Genomic DNA, 14,882 nt, shown 5'->3' on the forward strand with positions numbered 1-14,882 from the left:
GTCTGCCCAAGCCCCGCCGAACAACGCCCTCGCCCGCCGCCCCGCGGCGCTGACCCGGACCCCCCGCGCCCGGACGGCGATTCCACTCGGGCGCGGGGACGCCCCCCTCGTCGGCGTACCCCCGGTGGCGAGCGGGGCACCAGACGGCCCCGCCTGCCGCGCCGCAGATCCACTGGCAGGCGGGGCCCCTCTACGTCAGCAGCTCCGTAAGCGGCGCGTCGACGGCGGCGGCGAAGAGCAGCAGGGGACCCAACGGCGGGTCGGCGGTGCCGGCTTCCCACGCCTGGATGGTGCGCCGGCTGACGCCGACGGCCTCAGCGACGGCCTCCTGGGTGAGGTTGGCGCGGAGGCGGGCGTCTTGGAGTTGGCGGCCGATGGCGACGCGTCGGGCGTGGACCCACTCCGGTTGATCGTTCTGGCGCACCCGGCGACGCTCGCCGGGCTACGATCATGTGTCAGTACGTGAGCGTGCGCATTTTTTGATCATGCTCAGTGGGTGGACAGTCGCGCCCGGTACCAGGCGGCTTGTGTCCAGAAGTCGCGAAAGGTTCACCCGTTCGAGTGAGTGACTGGCATGTGCATCGATCGTTGAATCGGATGAGCACAGCGAGCGCTTACTAAACACCCCATCGCGATCGCCCGCGGATTGCCCGTCGCGTCACGGGTCCGCGGGGCAGATGGCCGGCCCCTCGGCAGTGATCACCCCCAGGTGGTAGCCGGGGGGTCGGTCCGTTTGTGTGCTGGGTGTCGGATGGGAGACGATCTTGCCTGACACCCAGTGAACTAGATCGGACTAGCACTAACTAACGCTACAAGTTCGCAGGTCATTGACCCGTGAACTGCCAGAACTCCAGGTAGCCCAAACGCCCGTACAACAACTGGGAGTTCAGCAGGAACTTCGACGCCTACTGGCCGTAGGCCCGGCTCCCCTCCCCCGCTCCCCCGGCCTCGCACGCGCGCCGCGCCCGCCCCGCAGGAACTGCGGGGCGGGCGCGGTCGGGCCGCCCGGGCGCTCGGCCCGTGGGCGGCGGCCCGACGGTCCCGTGTGGGGCCGGGACCGGGCTCGGCCGGCTCCGGCTCAGCCGAAGTTGCGGTCCACGCGGGCGGCTTCGGTCGCGTTCGGGTAGGCGTTCATGCAGGACGTGCCGGGGCCGCCGCCGGACATCAGCTCGCTGCACGGGCCGCTGTAGTTGTCGGGCAGGCCGAGGATGTGGCCGGTCTCGTGGGCGACGACGCGCAGGGAGTAGTACTGCTGGGTCTGGCGGAGGTCCAGGAAGACGTAGCCGTGGCCGCGCCCGTCGGTCACGGCGTGGCTGCCGCGCGGGTCGTTGCCCTGGCGGTAGCTGAAGTCGCCGGTGCCGGAGGTCTCCGCGAGCGTGACGTTGTTGGTGGCGTTGTTCCAGATCTGGGTGCTCTGGGCTATGTCCCCCTGGTAGTTGGGCGCGCTGGCGTCGTTGTACGTGATGGTGATGGCCTGGTAGCCGGGTTCCGCCGCCTGCTTCTCGCGCGCCTTGTCCCGGATCATCTCGAAGAAGGCCCGGTTCTCGGCCTGCTGGGCCTTGTCGTGCCCGACGTACGCCGCGGAGGCGGTGGCCTGCGTCGTCTGCCGGTCGTGGTGGTCGGCCGCGGGTGCCGGGGAGGCGGCCAGGCCGGTCAGCGCCAGGCCGAGGCCCAAGGCGGTCGAGACCAGTCTTCCGGAGAGCTTCATGGGGGTTTTCTCCTCACGAACGATTGGTCGGTCGGTCGGTGAGGAGTCTGCGGGCGAACAGGTGGCCGGGGGCAGATCTCATCCGGTGATAGCGGCGTGCGATCCCGGCCCGCCGGTGACCGCGTCCGGGGCGGAACGGCGCATACGTGTAGTGCCCCTGACAAATAATTGCGGCTATGCTCCCCGCGTGGAGCTGGAGTTGAGGCATCTGCGCGCGCTGTGCGCGATCTCCGACGCCGGAAGTGTGCACGGGGCGGCCAGGTGGCTCGGAGTCTCCCAGCCCGCCCTCACGGCCCAGTTGAACCGCATCGAACGGGCCGTGGGCGGCCGGCTGTTCGTACGCGACCGCTCGGGCTGCCGCCCGACCCCGCTCGGCCGCTCCGTGACCGCCCGCGCCCGGCCGCTCATCGCCGAGATGTCCACCCTGGTCAGCGAGGCCCGCGAGGAGGCCCGCGCGCTGGAGAGCGGACCCCGGCTGCGGCTGGGCAGCACCGCGAACCGGGCGGTGGCCGGCTGGCTCTGCCGGCTGCACGGGCGGTTCCCGGACACGGACGTCTCCATCCGCGTCGACCCGTCGCCCAACTCGCTGCTGCGGATGGTCGCCGACGGCCAGCTCGACGTCGCGTTCGTGCACGAGGTCACCGGCTGCCCGCTGCGCGTACCCGACGGCGTCGGCCAGCGCACGCTGCTCTGGCGCGAGCCCCAGTTCGTCGCCCTGCCCTCGGCGCACCCCGCCGCGGAGGGCGAGGAGGTGGCGCTCGCCGACCTGTGCGGGCACCCGTGGGTCGTCGACCCGCACGTGGACGGCGAGTGGCACGGCATCCGCCGGATGTTCGCCAGCGCCGGTCTCGAGCTGCGGGTCATCCAGGGCGACTACCTGACGGGCGCCGACCTGGTACGGGCCGGGGTCGCCGTCACCCCGTGCCAGCCCACCTCGACCCCCCGCCCCGGGATGGCGATCCGGCCGCTGCGCGGGGACCCGCTGACCGTCCGCCTGCTGCTGGCCGCCCGGGCGGCCTCGACCACCGACGGCGAGTTCCACGCCGTCTACACCGCCCTGGAGGACGCCTACCGCGAGGCGGCCAGGTCCACCGAGACGTATCTGCGCTGGCTGCACCGCAACGACAACCCGCTGCTGCTCACCTGACGCCCGCGCGCACGCGGCCCCGGGCGCCGCCGCCCGCGCCTGGCCGCCGGGCCGCAAGCCGGTTTACTATCCCTTTACCCTGGTGTCGGAGACACTCGATACGAGACGGTCCCGACACCCACCCACCGACGATCACGAAGGAGCAGCGGTCCCGCAATGGGCGAACCTCCCAGTACCAGCCGTGCCACAGCCCGCCGGAAGACGAGTGACAGGGCGGGGGTGGCACGGTGACCGAGATCCTCCTGCTGCTCGCCGCCCTCGCGCTCACCCTGGCCTGCGCGATCTTCGTGGCGGCCGAGTTCTCCCTGACCACCGTCGAGCGGGGTGACCTGGAGCGGGCCGCCGCCGCGGGCGAGCGGGGCGCCGAAGGCGCCCTGAAGGCCGTCCGCAGGCTCACCTTCCAGCTCTCCGGTGCGCAGCTCGGCATCACCGTGACCTCGCTGGTCATCGGCATGCTCGCCGAGCCCTCGCTCGCCACGCTGCTGCGCGGCCCGCTGGAGGCCCTGGGCCTGGGCGGCACGGCCCCGCCGGTGGCGACCCTGCTGGGCGTGGCGCTGTCCACGGTGGTCCTGATGGTGATCGGCGAGCTGGTGCCGAAGAACTGGGCGATCGCCCGGCCGCTGGCCGTGGCGAAGGCCGTGGCCGGCCCGCAGCGCGGCTTCACCGCCGCCTTCGGCCCGTTCATCCGCCATCTGAACAGCACCGCGAACCGCGTCGTGCGCCGCGTCGGCCTGGAGCCCGCCGAGGAGCTGGCCTCGGCCCGTACGCCCGACGAGCTGGTCTCGCTGGCCCGGCACTCCGCCGCGGGCGGCGCGCTGGAGCCGGACTCCGCCGAGCTGTTCGTCCGCACCCTGCACCTGCACGAGCTGACCGCGGAGAACGTGATGACGCCCCGCGTCGACGTCAAGGCGCTGGAGTCCGGCGCCACCGCCGCCGACGCCGCGAACCTCGCCCACGCCACCGGCCTGTCCCGCTTCCCCGTCTACGCCCACAGCCTGGACGAGGTCGTCGGCACGGTGCACATCCGCGACGTGCTCGCGCTGGAGCCCCGCGCCCGGGCCGCGACGCCGGTCACCGAGCTGGCCGCGGAGCCGCTGCTGGTGCCCGAGACGCTGCCCGCCGACCGGCTGCTGGAGCAGCTGCGCGAGCGGCGCACGATGGCCGTGGTCATCGACGAGTACGGCGGCACCGCCGGCGTGGCCACGATGGAGGACATCGTCGAGGAGGTCGTCGGCGAGGTGCGCGACGAGCACGACCCGGTCGAGCTGCCCGACCTGCAGCCTGCGGGTGTCGGCGCGGACGGCCGGCCCACCTGGGACGCGGACGGCAGCGTCCGCCTGGACCAGCTCGCGGAGCTGGGCCTGGAGGCCCCGGAGGGCCCGTACGAGACGGTCGCCGGGCTGATCGCCACGCTGCTGGCCCGCATCCCCGCCAAGGGCGACGCGGTCCACCTCGCCGGCTGGCGCCTGGACGTCCTGGCCGTCGAGCACCACCGCGCCGACCGGGTCCGCATCGCCGCGCCCGCCGGCAGCGCGGGCGGCGCGGGAGCCGGCGCGGCGCCGCCGCGCCCGGCCGAAGCGCCCGACGAGCGCCGGAGCGCCCAGGAGGTGCGCCGGTGACCGCGCTGCAACTGTGGATCGGCGCCCTGACGCTGGTCACGAACGCCTTCTTCGTCGGCGCGGAGTTCGCGATGATCTCCGTACGGCGCAGCCAGATCGAGCCGCAGGCCAGGCGCGGGCACAAGCGCGCCCGCATCACGCTCTACGGCCTCGAACACCTCTCCGCGATGATGGCCACGGCCCAGCTCGGCATCACCGTCTCCTCGCTGGTGCTGGGCGCGGTCGCCGAGCCGGCCATCGCCCACCTGCTGGAGCCCGGGTTCGAGGCGGCCAACGTGCCGTCCGCGGCCGTGCACCCGATCGCGTTCGTGATCGCGCTGACGGTGGCGACGTACCTGCACATGCTCATCGGCGAGATGATCCCGAAGAACATCGCGCTGGCCGCGCCGGTGCCCACCGTGCTGCTGCTGGGCCCGCCGCTGGTCGCGGTGACCCGCGCGCTGCGCCCGGTGGTCTTCGGCATCAACGCCTTCGCGAACGCGCTGCTGAAGCTGCTGCGGGTGGAGCCGAAGGACGAGGTGGCCGCGGTCTTCACCGACGACCAGCTCGCCCGGATGGTCACCGACGCCAGCCAGGCCGGGCTGCTGGAGCCGGCCGACGGCGAGCGGCTGCGGGACGCGCTGGAGCTGGGCACCCGGCCGGTCGGCGAGATCCTGGTGCCCGCGGGCACCATGACCACCGTCGAGCACACCGTCACCCCGGCCCGGCTGGAGCGGCTGGCCGCCGAGGCGGGCTTCTCCCGCTTCCCGGTCACCGACCGGGGCGGGGCGCTGCTGGGCTACCTGCACATCAAGGACACCCTCGGGGTGACGGACCGGGAAGCGCCCTTCCCGCGTACGGCGCTGCACCCGATGACCCGGGTGGCCATCGACACCCCGCTGGACGACACGCTCACCGCGCTGCGCGCCGCCGGCAGCCACCTGGCCGCCGTCACCGGCGACCAGGGCCGGGTGCTGGGCTTCGTCACCATGGAGGACGTCCTGTCGGAGCTGGTGGGCCCCGCGCCGTCCGCGGCGTAACGCCCGCACGGGTCCCGCGCGCCGGTCCCGCTCCCGGGTCTTGCCGGGGCGCGGGCCGGCGGGCGGCGGCGCCGCGCGGAAAACCCCTCGTGCCCGGGGACCGGCCGCGGTACGGTCGCGCTCTCGGCAACGGCGGGAGGCGGCTCATGCACGGTCGGCCCTCCGGCGTGCCCGCGGGCCCGCCCGGCGGCGTACCCGTGCCCGGCGGCGGGCCGGCGCCCGGGGCGGAGCTGTTCTGCGACGAGTCGGGCTACGAGGGCGAGAACCTCGTCGGCGGCATCACCGACGTCTTCGCCCACGCCTCCGTGGCCGTCCCGGCCGCGGACGCGGCCGACTGCATTCGCGAGCTGCGGGACCGCATCCGCTCCCCCGCGACCGTGTACAAGGCGAACCACCTGCAGCGCGAGAAGCACCGCGGCACGATGCTGTGGTTCCTCGGCCCCGACGGGCCGCTCCCCGGCCGCGCCCGCGTGCACCTGACGGAGAAGGCGTTCTTCGCCGTCGCCAGGATCGTGGACCTGCTGGTGTCGGGGACCGACCCGGCGGACGCCCCGGCGATGCTGCGGGGCGCGCATGCGCGCGGCCCGGCGGGCGCGCTGTACCGCGAGGGCCCGGAGGTCTACGGCCGCCCGCGCTGGCAGGCGTTCCTCGCCTCGTTCAACGAGCTGATGTGGATCAACACCCGGCGCGGCGCGGAGACTTCCGCCGACGGCTTCTTCCGGCTTGCCGACGAGCTGCACCGCGCGGGCGCGCCCGGCGAGGCGGGGCGGGTGCTGGCGCTCGTACGGCAGGCGCGCCCGCGGGCCGACGCGCTGCGTACCGCGCTCCTGGAGGATCCGCGGACCGTGCCCGCGCTGGACTCGCTGCTGCCGGCGCTGGCCGCCGCGGTCGCGTACTGGGGCCGCGACGGGGCACCGGTGGCCGTCGTGCACGACCGGCAGACGGCGCTGACCGAGGAGCGGACGGCGCGGCTGCACGAGGTGTGCCGGCCGCCCCGGGCGCACCTGCTCGGGCTGCGCTTCGTCGACGCGGAGAGCGATCCGCGGGTGCAGCTGGCCGACTTCCTCGCGGGGCTCGCGCGCAAGCGGGCCTCCGACGCGCTGGCCGGCCTCGCCGACCCCGAACTCGACGAGCTGCTGCGCCCGTACGTCGCCGCGGACTCGGCGTGGGGCGACGCGCGGAGCTGGGCGCTGCTGGACCCCGGGCCCGCGCGGCGGGCGGGGCTCACCACGGCGTGACGCCGGGGCCGTACCACCGTGTGAGGGCCGGGCGGGGCCGCCCGCGGGTCCGGGCGGCCCGGGACCCGCGGGAGCGCGCTCAGCGGGGTGTCGCCGCCAGCCGTACGGCCAGGCCCGCGAAGACGGTGCCGCTGAAGATGTTGAGCCCGCGCGCCAGCCGGCGGCTGCGGCGCAGCGCCCGCGACAGCCGGCCGGAGAGCAGGCCCACCGAGCCGTCGACGCAGAAGCCGACGACGACGCCGGTGATGCCGAGGACGAGCAGCTGCAGCGGGAGATGGCCGCGGCCCGGGTCCACGAACTGCGGCAGGAACGCGATGTTGAACATGATGACCTTGGGGTTCAGCAGGTTGGTGATCATTCCCTGCCAGAACGCGCGCCGCGGCCGCGGCCCGCTGCGTTTGCCGTCCGCGCCGGCCGCACCGTCCGCGCCGGCCTCCCCGCCGGGCACGGAGCGGTCCCGGAAGGCGCGGACCGCAAGGTAGAGGAGGTAGGCGGCGCCGAGCCAGCGGAGCACGTGGTAGAGCACCGGCAGCGCGCCGAAGAGCGCGGAGAGCCCGAGGGCGGCGGCGCAGGCGTGCACGAGCATGCCGCAGGCCACGCCCGCCGCGGCCATGACGCCCATACCGGAGCCGCCGCGCCCGCCCATGGCCACGATGAACATCATGTCGGGGCCCGGGGTGATGGAGAGCACGAAGATCGCCACGACGAAGGCGGCGAGGAGGGACATGTCGACCATGGCGGCGATACTCGCACCGCGCCGGTGTGCCGGGCGACCGAATTCCGGATGCCGGGACGGGCCGCCAGCCGGACCGTCGCCCGGCCCTCGCGCGCGGCGGGTCCGCGGCACCCCTATGGCCCCGGCATATGCCATCCCCGGTCCCGTACGACCGCGGAACGCTCGCTGAACGCCCGCGTCCGCGGGGCAGCTTCGCCCCCCGTGCGGCAGCCGTCTAATGTGGTCTGCCACGACCACCCCGGACCCCGGTGGGCCGTCGCCGGAGCACGAGCGAGCCGCCCATCGCTGGGAGCAAGTCCCGCTGCGCGCCCATGCCCGACCGGGAACCTTCCCGAGTCCGGCTCCCGAGTTCAGCCACCGTGCCCGGATGCGGGCAGCGGGTCGCGCGTGATCTCCGGCGGCACGCCCGGCCGCACATCCGGCCGGCACTGCAGCCGTGAAACGAGGTGACGACCCCATGCCCGAGGAGTCGCGAGAGGAAGGTCTGGCCGCCGCGTTCGTGGACCTGGCCGACACCCTCGTCAGCGATTTCGACGTCGAGCAGCACGCGCGCAGGCTAGCGCTGCACTGCGCCGAGCTGGTCGACGTCAGCGCCGCGGGCGTCGTCCTCGCCGCCGACGGCGGTGCCGTGCTGACGGCGTCGGCCTCCGACGAGCGCGTGCACGCCCTGGAGTCGGCGGAGGTGGAGTGGGGCGAGGGCCCCGCCGTCGACTGCTGCCGCACCGCGAGACCGACGCCCGCCACCCCGCTCACCCACGCGCGGGCGCGCGCCGACTGGCCCCGCTTCACCGACCGGGCGCTGGAGCTGGGCTTCGCCCTCGTGGCCTGCGCACCGATGCACGTGCGGGGCACGACGGTCGGCGCGCTCACCCTCTTCCGCGACCGGCCCGGCACCCTGCACGAGGCGCAACTGCGCCTCGGCCAGGCGCTCGCCGACGTCGCCGCGATCGGCATCCTGCAGCAGCGCGCGCTCGCCGGGCAGACGGCCGTCGCGGCGCAGTTGCAGAACGCCCTCGACTCCCGCATCGTCATCGAGCAGGCCAAGGGTGCCCTCGCCCAGCGCCGGAGCATCGCCGTCGACGAGGCGTTCCGCCTGCTGCGCGGGTACGCCCGCAACACCCGCAGGCCGCTGACGGAGGTGGCCCGCGAGGTGGTCGAGGAGGGGCTCGACCCGGCGGCTCAGGACGGCTGAGGCCGCAGCCGGCCGGCGGGGCCCGTCAGGACAGGGCGAACGTCGGCGGCACGCTGGGCAGTTCCATCGCGGCGTCCAGGAACCGGTCCTCGCGCGGCGGCAGGAACTGAAGCGTGCTCGCGTGGGCCGGGCCGTCCGCCGTCATCGCCCACATGCACAGCATCGCCGCGGGCCGCCCCGCGGGGCCGGGCGACGCCTCCAGCGTGGCGTACCGCACGGGCGCCCCGAGCGGCGCCGTCACCAGCACGAAGTGCGCCTCGGGCGGCGCCACCGCGGGCGGCGGCGTGACGAGGACGGAGTCGTGCCCCACGAGCCGGCCGGCCGGCCACTCGGCCGACTGCTCCCCGGGCGGCAGGCCCGCTCCGGCCTGCCGCCACAGCGCCCGCAGCCCGGCGTCGAGCGAGCCGTCGAGCGCGGCGGCGAGGAGGCGCTCCGGTGCGGTCAGGGCGAGGTCGCGGAGCACGGCGTGGGCGAAGGCGTAGTGCTGTCGTCGGGCATCCGTAGTATTCATACATCAGTTCTATCCGAGCCCACTGACAACGCCGGTGGGCCCGGCGGCCGTTCGCGGGCCGCCGGGCCCACCGTCCGCCGTCCGGCTCAGGGGATGGTGAGCCCGTACGCCGCGAGCACGGGCACCACCGGCTGGTAGAACGCCGTCCCGCCGGAGCTGCACGGGCTACCGGACACGAGCAGGCCGAGCGCCGTCCCGCCGGAGTACGCGGACGCGCTGTCGCCCGGCTCGACGCAGAGGGTGGCGCGGAACAGGCCGTAGACCGTGCCCTCGGGGTAGCTGATGGTCTCGTTGACCGAGACGACCGTGCCGCAGTGCACGCCCGTGGTCCGGCCGGCGCGGCACACCTGCTGCCCGACCGAGGGCTGGGCGGCGCCGGTGATCTCGATCGCCCCGCCGGGCACGCCGGAGGCCAGCTCGCTGGGGTAGGTGAAGTCGGGGTTGTTGTAGCGGATCAGGGCGTAGTCGCTGACCGGGAAGCTCACGCCCCCGGTCCGGCCGATCTCCACCGTCCTGGCGGCGTCCGCGTACCAGACGGCGCCGGAGTCGCCGACGCAGTGCCCCTGCATGAGGGCGTAACGCTCCCCGCCGCGGCCCGCGTTGAAGCCGACCGGGCAGGACCGTCCGGTGCTGCTGTAGATGACGTCGCCGCCGCGGACGACCTGTTCCTGGGCCGCGGCGGCCGGCGGGGCGAGGGCGGTGAGCACGGCGAGGAGCAGTGCGGCCAGGACGGCCGCCAGCGGGGCGGGTTTCACGGGCGCGCCGTGCGGCGCGTGGTACGGGGTGAGCGGAGCGCGACGTAAGTTCACGGATCCTCCCGTCGTGGGGTCGGCAGCCGCATTGTCCCGCAGGGCCGAGTGCCCCGTACAGCAGGTCCGTTCGGCCCTATTCCGGCGCGGAAGGTCCCGGGCATGCTGGGTTCGCCTCGGAGAGCCGTGGCGTGGGGGGTGAGAGCCGGTGCGGCGTGGACGGCCGCGCCGCGCCGGCTCGCCTTCGTCCTCCGCCCGGACGAGGCCGGCCGCGCGCCCGCTCCGCTACCGCTCGGACGGCCCCGCGCTCCCCTGCCGCCAGTGCGGCTCCACCCGCGCCCAGCCGCGCTCCCACTCCTCCTCGCGCCTGCGGTCCAGCCGTACGCGCACCACGGTCCTGCCCCCGAACGCCAGGCACCCCACCAGCCCGGCCGCCCCGCCGGCCGCCACGGCGCTCTGCATGCCGGTCTCCCCCGGGGCCGGCGGCGGGTCCACCGCGTGCCGGCCCGCGGCGTCCGTCCAGATCTCCGCCTGCGCGCCCTTGGACAGCCCGGCGGGCACCCGGGCCCGGCCGGTGTGCGCCAGCCCGTCATCGTCCCGCCAGCGCACCTTGGCGCCCACCTTGCCGCCGGACCACGCGTCGCCCTGCAGCATCGTCAGCGGCGGCGCGTCGCGCACCAGTACGGCCGTCGTGCGCTGCCGCTCGGTGCTGCGGCTGCTCAACTCCTCGTGCACGGCGGCCCCCGCGCCCCAGGCGGCGGCGGTGCCGCCGAGGGCGAACAGGGCGACGGCGCCGACCGTCGCCCAGCCCTCCAGTACGTCCGTACGCCGCCGGAAGGGGTTGCGCCGGCTCCACACTCTGCGTACCGGGCGGTACCTCTCGTGTCCCGCGCCCGCTTCCGCGGCCATCGGCACCCCCAATCCGCTTTCCCTACCGGCCGGGTGAAGGCCCTCTCCCACCGACTGTCGCACTTCCGGCCGGTTCCGGCGAGAACCGGGCGGGCGGGGCCGCCCGGGTCGTAGCATCCGGGTGCCCCGGACGTGCCGGTCATGGGCCCGTTCGGCCCTACCCCGCGGTACGGCGGCCGAGGACGATCGAGCCAGCCGAGCAGGAGCTGAAAGGTGCCCGACGTGACAGTGGAAAGGCAATTCTCGGCCGCCCGCCCCATCAGGGTCTTCCTCGTCGACGACCACGAGGTGGTCCGGCGCGGCCTGCGCGACCTGCTGGAGTCCGAACCCGGCATCGAAGTGGCGGGCGAGGCGGGCACGTTCGCCCAGGCGCTCGCCCGCGGGCCCGCGCTGCGGCCCGACGTCGCCGTGCTGGACGTGCGGCTGCCGGACGGCGACGGGATCGGCGTCTGCCGCGAGCTGCGCTCGCGGATGCCGGACCTGGCGTGCCTGATGCTGACGTCGTTCGACGACGACGACGCCCTGCTGGACGCCATCATGGCGGGCGCCTCCGGCTACGTGCTCAAGCAGATCAAGGGCGGCGACCTGGTCTCGGCGGTACGGACCGTGGCCTCCGGGCAGTCCATGCTCGACCCCGCCACCACCGCCCGGCTGATGACGAACCTCCGCCGCGAGGACACCGCTTCCGCGCCGGGGAGCGAGGTGCTCGCCGGGCTGTCGCCGCGCGAACTCGACGTGCTGGAGCTGATCGGCGAGGGCCTGACGAACCGGCAGATCGGCCAGCGGCTCTACCTGTCGGAGAAGACGGTGAAGAACCACATCTCCCGGCTGCTGGCCAAGCTGGGCGTGGAGCGCCGGATACAGGCGGCGGTGCTGGCCAGCAAGGCCCACCGCCCGCCGGGCGCGTGACGCCCGCCGTACGCCCCCTGCATGCGCCGCGGGCCGCGCCGGTCAGCCCCGGCCGGGGCCCGCGGCGCTCCCGTCCTCACCGTCCGCGCCGCCCTCCGGCCCGTCCTCCTGCTCCGCCCGGCCGCCCGGGTCCAGCGCCGCCCGCCGATCCAGCGGCACCCGCCACACCAGGCGCGTACCGCCGCCGGCCGGCGGGTCGAGCGTCAGCTCGCCGCCGAGCTGTCCGGCCCGCTCCGCGATGTTCGCCAGCCCGCTGCGCCGCCCGCCGGCCGGCAGGCCGCGCCCGTTGTCCGTCACCGTGAGGGCGACCAGGCCCTGCCCGGCGATCACCGTGATCTCGACGGACGACGCGCCCGCGTGCCGGGCGGCGTTGGACAGCGCCTCGCCGAGCACCGCCACGAGGTGGTCGGCCACCGGCGCGGGCACGTCGGTGTCGAGGAGCCCCTCGGTGCGCAGCACCGGCGTGAACCCCAGCGTGGCGACGGAGTCCTTGGCCTGGCTCAGCACACGCAGCCGCAGCCCCTGAGCGGTCGGCCCGTGCTCGTGGCGGCGCAGGCCGAAAATCGTGGTACGGATGATCTTGATCGTCTCGTCCAGGTCGTCCACGGCGCGCAGCAGCCGCTCCGTACCCTCCTCGTGCGTCACGAAGCGCACCGCGCTCTGCAGCGTCATGCCGGTGGCGAACAGCCGCTGGATGGCCAGGTCGTGCAGGTCCCGTGCGATGCGGTCGCGGTCCTCGAAGAGCGCGAGCTGCTCGGCGTCGCGGCGCCGCTGGGCCAGCTCCATGGCCACCGCCGCCTGTCCGGCGAAGCCCACGAGGGCGTCGGTCTCCTCCGGGCCGAAGCGCTCGCCGCCCGCCTCCCGGCCGACGAGGAGCACGCCGCGCAGGCCGTCGCTGGTGCCCAGCGGCACGGCGACCGCCGGGCCGAGGCCGTTGACCGGCAGCTCGCTGTCGCGTACCCGCGGGTCCTCGGTCACGTCCTCGCTGATCGCCAGCTCCACCCTGGTGAAGGCGGCGCCGGACAGCGTGCCCTTCATGGGCATCGTGCACCCCTGGAGCAGGTCCGCGGCGGTGCCCTGGGCGAGCGCGATACGCAGCTCGTCCGCGCCCTCCGCGGGCAGCGCCACGGTGCCGAGGTCGGCCCTGAGGATGCTGCGGGCCCGGTCGAGCATCAGGCCCAGCACCTCTTCCTCCTGGGCGCCGGAGAGCAGGGTGTTGGTCACCTCGCCGCTGGCCTCGATCCAGCGCTGCCGGCGGCGGGCCTCCTCGTACAGCCGGGCGTTCTCGATCGCCACGCCCGCGGCCACGGCGAGCGTCGACAGGACCGCCTCGTCCTCTCCGTCGAACTCCTTGGCGCCGCGCTTCTCCGTCAGGTAGAGGTTGCCGAAGACCTCGTCGCGGACCCGGATGGGCACGCCGAGGAAGGAGTGCATCGGCGGGTGGTTGGCCGGGAAGCCGTACGAGGACGGGTGGTCCTGCAGCTCCTGGATCCGCAGTGCCTCCGGGTGCCGGATCAGCTCGCCGAGCACGCCGTGCCCCCGCGGCAGGGGGCCGATCTCCTCGTACTCCCCGACCGAGATCCCCACGGGGATGAACTGCGCCAGCCGCTCGCCTTGTTCGATCACGCCGAGCGCGCCGTACTCCGCGTCGACGAGCACCACCGCTGCCTCCACGATCCGCCGCAGGACCTGGCGCAGATCCAGCTCCCTGCCGACCGTCAGCACCGCCTCCAGCAGGCTGTGCACGCGGTCGCGGGTGCCGCGCACCTCGTCGATGCGCAGTTGCAGCTCGTCGAGCAGCTGATCGAGCTGGAGCCGGGGCAACTGCCCGCCTCCGTGTCCGCTTGTCGCCATCGCATCCCCCCACAGGAGCCGGGCAGAACAGCACCTCCCTGCACCACGGTAGCCAGCTCGTCACGCTCCGGGAGCGGTTCCCGGTCACCCGAATGCACGAGGTGCCGAGAACCTCGCGGAAAGCCTCACGCAGCGTGGACGCCGTGAAGCCGGGAACGGGGGCGGGAGCCGCTCGGCGGGCGGGCTGTCGGTGCCCGGCCTTACCGTGGGCACATGGCAGAGAACGAGACCCTCGCCCTGCACGCCGCCGCGCTCGACCTGTTCGCCGGGCACGTGCACCGGGTCGGACCCGACCAGTGGGCCGCGGCCACGCCGTGCACGGACTGGAGCGTGCGGGATCTCGTCAACCACATGACGGTCGAGCAGTTGTGGGTGCCGCCGCTGCTCGCCGGGGACACCCCCGCGGGGGTGGGCGACGAGTACGACGGCGATCAGCTCGGCGACGATCCGGTGGCCGCCTGGGACGCGGCCGCCGCCGACGCCCGCACGGCCTTCGCGGAGCCGGTCGCCCTGGCCCGTACGGTTCACCTGAGCTACGGGGACCGCCCCGCCGAGTCGTACTGCACGGAGATGGCCGTCGACGCCGTGGTGCACTCCTGGGACCTGGCCCGCGGCATCGGCGCGGACGACGTCCTGCCGCCGGAGCTGGCGGAGTTCGCGCTGGAGCAGGTCGAGCCGCAGACCGCGATGCTGGCGGCCAGCGGGCTCTTCGCCGACCCGGTGCCGGTGCCGCCGGGCGCGGACGCCCAGACGCGGCTGCTGGGGCTGACCGGGCGCCGGGGCTGAACCGCTGGGGCGCTTCGGGGCTACGCGTCCGTGCGCGGCGGGGCCGTGAGGATCGTGCCCTGGGCCACCGCGCACAGCTCGGCGCCGCCCTCGCCCTCCGCGGCGTCTGCCGTATCCGCCGTGTCCGCTGCGCTTCCCGTGTGCTTCCCGACCACGTAGATGTCGCAGCGGCAGACCGCCTGGCGCCGCCCCGCGTGCACCACGTACGCCTCGGCCCGCAGCGTGCCGTCCCGCGCCGGCCGCAGGTACTGGACGGAGAAGCCGCCGGTGAGGACGGCCGGGCCCAGGACCGTGCCGGCGGCGAACGTCAGCGCGTTGTCGGCGGCGTAGGCGAGCAGCCCTCCGTGCGCGTAGCCGAACTGCTGGCGCAGGTCGTCGCGGATGTCCACCTCCAGCGTCGCGGCGCCGTCCGCGAACGCGGTGATCCGGGCGCCGAGCAGCCTGCTGAACGGCTGCTCGTCGAGCACCTTCTGCGCGAAGTCGATCCCGAGGTCCGTCATGTGAC

15 protein-coding genes are annotated in these 14,882 nt (G+C 74.8%); 7 read left to right on the plus strand and 8 right to left on the minus strand.

The genetic code is table 11. The features are described from left to right. Positions 1 to 190 precede the first annotated feature (190 nt). Together LG396_RS12535 and LG396_RS12540 are read right to left on the minus strand one after the other, a co-directional pair. Positions 191 to 424 carry a helix-turn-helix transcriptional regulator gene (locus tag LG396_RS12535; protein ID WP_225794816.1) on the minus strand — a complete coding sequence of 78 codons (234 nt, stop codon included), beginning with the start codon at positions 422 to 424 and terminating at the stop codon, positions 191 to 193. Positions 425 to 1,078: 654 nt separating this feature from the next. Next, positions 1,079 to 1,708, minus strand: coding sequence for a snapalysin family zinc-dependent metalloprotease (locus tag LG396_RS12540; protein WP_037743175.1), 630 nt, complete (start codon positions 1,706 to 1,708; stop codon positions 1,079 to 1,081). Between the two features lie 199 nt (positions 1,709 to 1,907). On the opposite strand from LG396_RS12540, the gene LG396_RS12545 reads away from it, so the two are divergent. From LG396_RS12545 to LG396_RS12560, 4 genes are all read left to right on the plus strand, one after another. Then, a complete protein-coding gene (locus LG396_RS12545; protein ID WP_018838881.1) occupies positions 1,908 to 2,855 on the plus strand; it encodes a LysR family transcriptional regulator in 948 nt (315 codons plus the stop codon). Between the two features lie 227 nt (positions 2,856 to 3,082). Then, positions 3,083 to 4,474: a hemolysin family protein gene (locus tag LG396_RS12550; RefSeq protein ID WP_037743168.1), complete on the plus strand. Its 1,392-nt coding sequence runs from the start codon at positions 3,083 to 3,085 to the stop codon at positions 4,472 to 4,474. Further along, positions 4,471 to 5,493, plus strand: coding sequence for a hemolysin family protein (locus tag LG396_RS12555; protein ID WP_018838879.1), 1,023 nt, complete (start codon positions 4,471 to 4,473; stop codon positions 5,491 to 5,493). The genes LG396_RS12550 and LG396_RS12555 overlap by 4 nt, the downstream gene beginning before the upstream one ends. Positions 5,494 to 5,639: 146 nt before the next feature. Continuing rightward, positions 5,640 to 6,731 carry a hypothetical protein gene (locus tag LG396_RS12560; RefSeq protein WP_037743166.1) on the plus strand — a complete coding sequence of 364 codons (1,092 nt, stop codon included), beginning with the start codon at positions 5,640 to 5,642 and terminating at the stop codon, positions 6,729 to 6,731. A 79-nt stretch (positions 6,732 to 6,810) separates the two neighbouring features. On the opposite strand, the gene LG396_RS12565 is transcribed toward LG396_RS12560, so the two are convergent. Further along, positions 6,811 to 7,467 carry a LysE family translocator gene (locus LG396_RS12565; RefSeq protein ID WP_225794817.1) on the minus strand — a complete coding sequence of 219 codons (657 nt, stop codon included), beginning with the start codon at positions 7,465 to 7,467 and terminating at the stop codon, positions 6,811 to 6,813. A 457-nt stretch (positions 7,468 to 7,924) separates the two neighbouring features. Here LG396_RS12565 and LG396_RS12570 point away from each other — a divergent pair, with 457 nt between their 5' ends. After that, a complete protein-coding gene (locus tag LG396_RS12570) occupies positions 7,925 to 8,659 on the plus strand; it encodes a GAF and ANTAR domain-containing protein (RefSeq protein ID WP_225794818.1) in 735 nt (244 codons plus the stop codon). A gap of 25 nt (positions 8,660 to 8,684) precedes the next feature. On the opposite strand, the gene LG396_RS12575 is transcribed toward LG396_RS12570, so the two are convergent. From LG396_RS12575 to LG396_RS12585, 3 genes are all read right to left on the minus strand, one after another. Next, a complete protein-coding gene (locus tag LG396_RS12575) occupies positions 8,685 to 9,170 on the minus strand; it encodes a hypothetical protein (protein WP_225794819.1) in 486 nt (161 codons plus the stop codon). Positions 9,171 to 9,256: 86 nt separating this feature from the next. Beyond that, a complete protein-coding gene (locus tag LG396_RS12580; RefSeq protein WP_225794820.1) occupies positions 9,257 to 9,979 on the minus strand; it encodes a S1 family peptidase in 723 nt (240 codons plus the stop codon). Between the two features lie 225 nt (positions 9,980 to 10,204). Continuing rightward, positions 10,205 to 10,828 carry an Rv1733c family protein gene (locus LG396_RS12585; RefSeq protein ID WP_225794821.1) on the minus strand — a complete coding sequence of 208 codons (624 nt, stop codon included), beginning with the start codon at positions 10,826 to 10,828 and terminating at the stop codon, positions 10,205 to 10,207. A gap of 213 nt (positions 10,829 to 11,041) precedes the next feature. Here LG396_RS12585 and LG396_RS12590 point away from each other — a divergent pair, with 213 nt between their 5' ends. Next, positions 11,042 to 11,737: a response regulator gene (locus LG396_RS12590; RefSeq protein ID WP_018838872.1), complete on the plus strand. Its 696-nt coding sequence runs from the start codon at positions 11,042 to 11,044 to the stop codon at positions 11,735 to 11,737. A gap of 42 nt (positions 11,738 to 11,779) precedes the next feature. Here LG396_RS12590 and LG396_RS12595 read toward each other — a convergent pair whose 3' ends face one another. Continuing rightward, entirely contained in the window at positions 11,780 to 13,591 is a 1,812-nt protein-coding gene (locus LG396_RS12595) for a sensor histidine kinase (RefSeq protein WP_225794822.1), read from the minus strand. 213 nt (positions 13,592 to 13,804) lie between these two features. Between LG396_RS12595 and LG396_RS12600 the strand changes: the two genes are divergently transcribed. After that, positions 13,805 to 14,377, plus strand: coding sequence for a TIGR03086 family metal-binding protein (locus LG396_RS12600; RefSeq protein ID WP_225794823.1), 573 nt, complete (start codon positions 13,805 to 13,807; stop codon positions 14,375 to 14,377). Positions 14,378 to 14,397: 20 nt separating this feature from the next. On the opposite strand, the gene LG396_RS12605 is transcribed toward LG396_RS12600, so the two are convergent. Continuing rightward, on the minus strand, positions 14,398 to 14,877 hold the full coding sequence (locus LG396_RS12605; protein ID WP_037743141.1) for a PaaI family thioesterase: 480 nt from the start codon (positions 14,875 to 14,877) through the stop codon (positions 14,398 to 14,400). Positions 14,878 to 14,882 lie beyond the last annotated feature (5 nt).

Origin of the sequence: Streptomyces aculeolatus, from assembly GCF_020400605.1 — a bacterium.
GTDB classification, from domain to species: Bacteria; Actinomycetota; Actinomycetes; order Streptomycetales; family Streptomycetaceae; genus Streptomyces; species Streptomyces aculeolatus.

What these genes read in the sequence shown, in the direction of transcription:
- LG396_RS12605 (WP_037743141.1), bottom strand. Translation starts at nt 14,877, where the DNA reads ATGACGGACCTCGGGATCGACTTCGCGCAGAAGGTGCTCGACGAGCAG.
- LG396_RS12575 (WP_225794819.1), bottom strand. Translation starts at nt 9,170, where the DNA reads ATGAATACTACGGATGCCCGACGACAGCACTACGCCTTCGCCCACGCC.
- LG396_RS12565 (WP_225794817.1), bottom strand. Translation starts at nt 7,467, where the DNA reads ATGGTCGACATGTCCCTCCTCGCCGCCTTCGTCGTGGCGATCTTCGTG.
- LG396_RS12560 (WP_037743166.1), top strand. Translation starts at nt 5,640, where the DNA reads ATGCACGGTCGGCCCTCCGGCGTGCCCGCGGGCCCGCCCGGCGGCGTA.
- LG396_RS12570 (WP_225794818.1), top strand. Translation starts at nt 7,925, where the DNA reads ATGCCCGAGGAGTCGCGAGAGGAAGGTCTGGCCGCCGCGTTCGTGGAC.
- LG396_RS12595 (WP_225794822.1), bottom strand. Translation starts at nt 13,591, where the DNA reads ATGGCGACAAGCGGACACGGAGGCGGGCAGTTGCCCCGGCTCCAGCTC.
- LG396_RS12600 (WP_225794823.1), top strand. Translation starts at nt 13,805, where the DNA reads ATGGCAGAGAACGAGACCCTCGCCCTGCACGCCGCCGCGCTCGACCTG.
- LG396_RS12540 (WP_037743175.1), bottom strand. Translation starts at nt 1,708, where the DNA reads ATGAAGCTCTCCGGAAGACTGGTCTCGACCGCCTTGGGCCTCGGCCTG.
- LG396_RS12585 (WP_225794821.1), bottom strand. Translation starts at nt 10,828, where the DNA reads ATGGCCGCGGAAGCGGGCGCGGGACACGAGAGGTACCGCCCGGTACGC.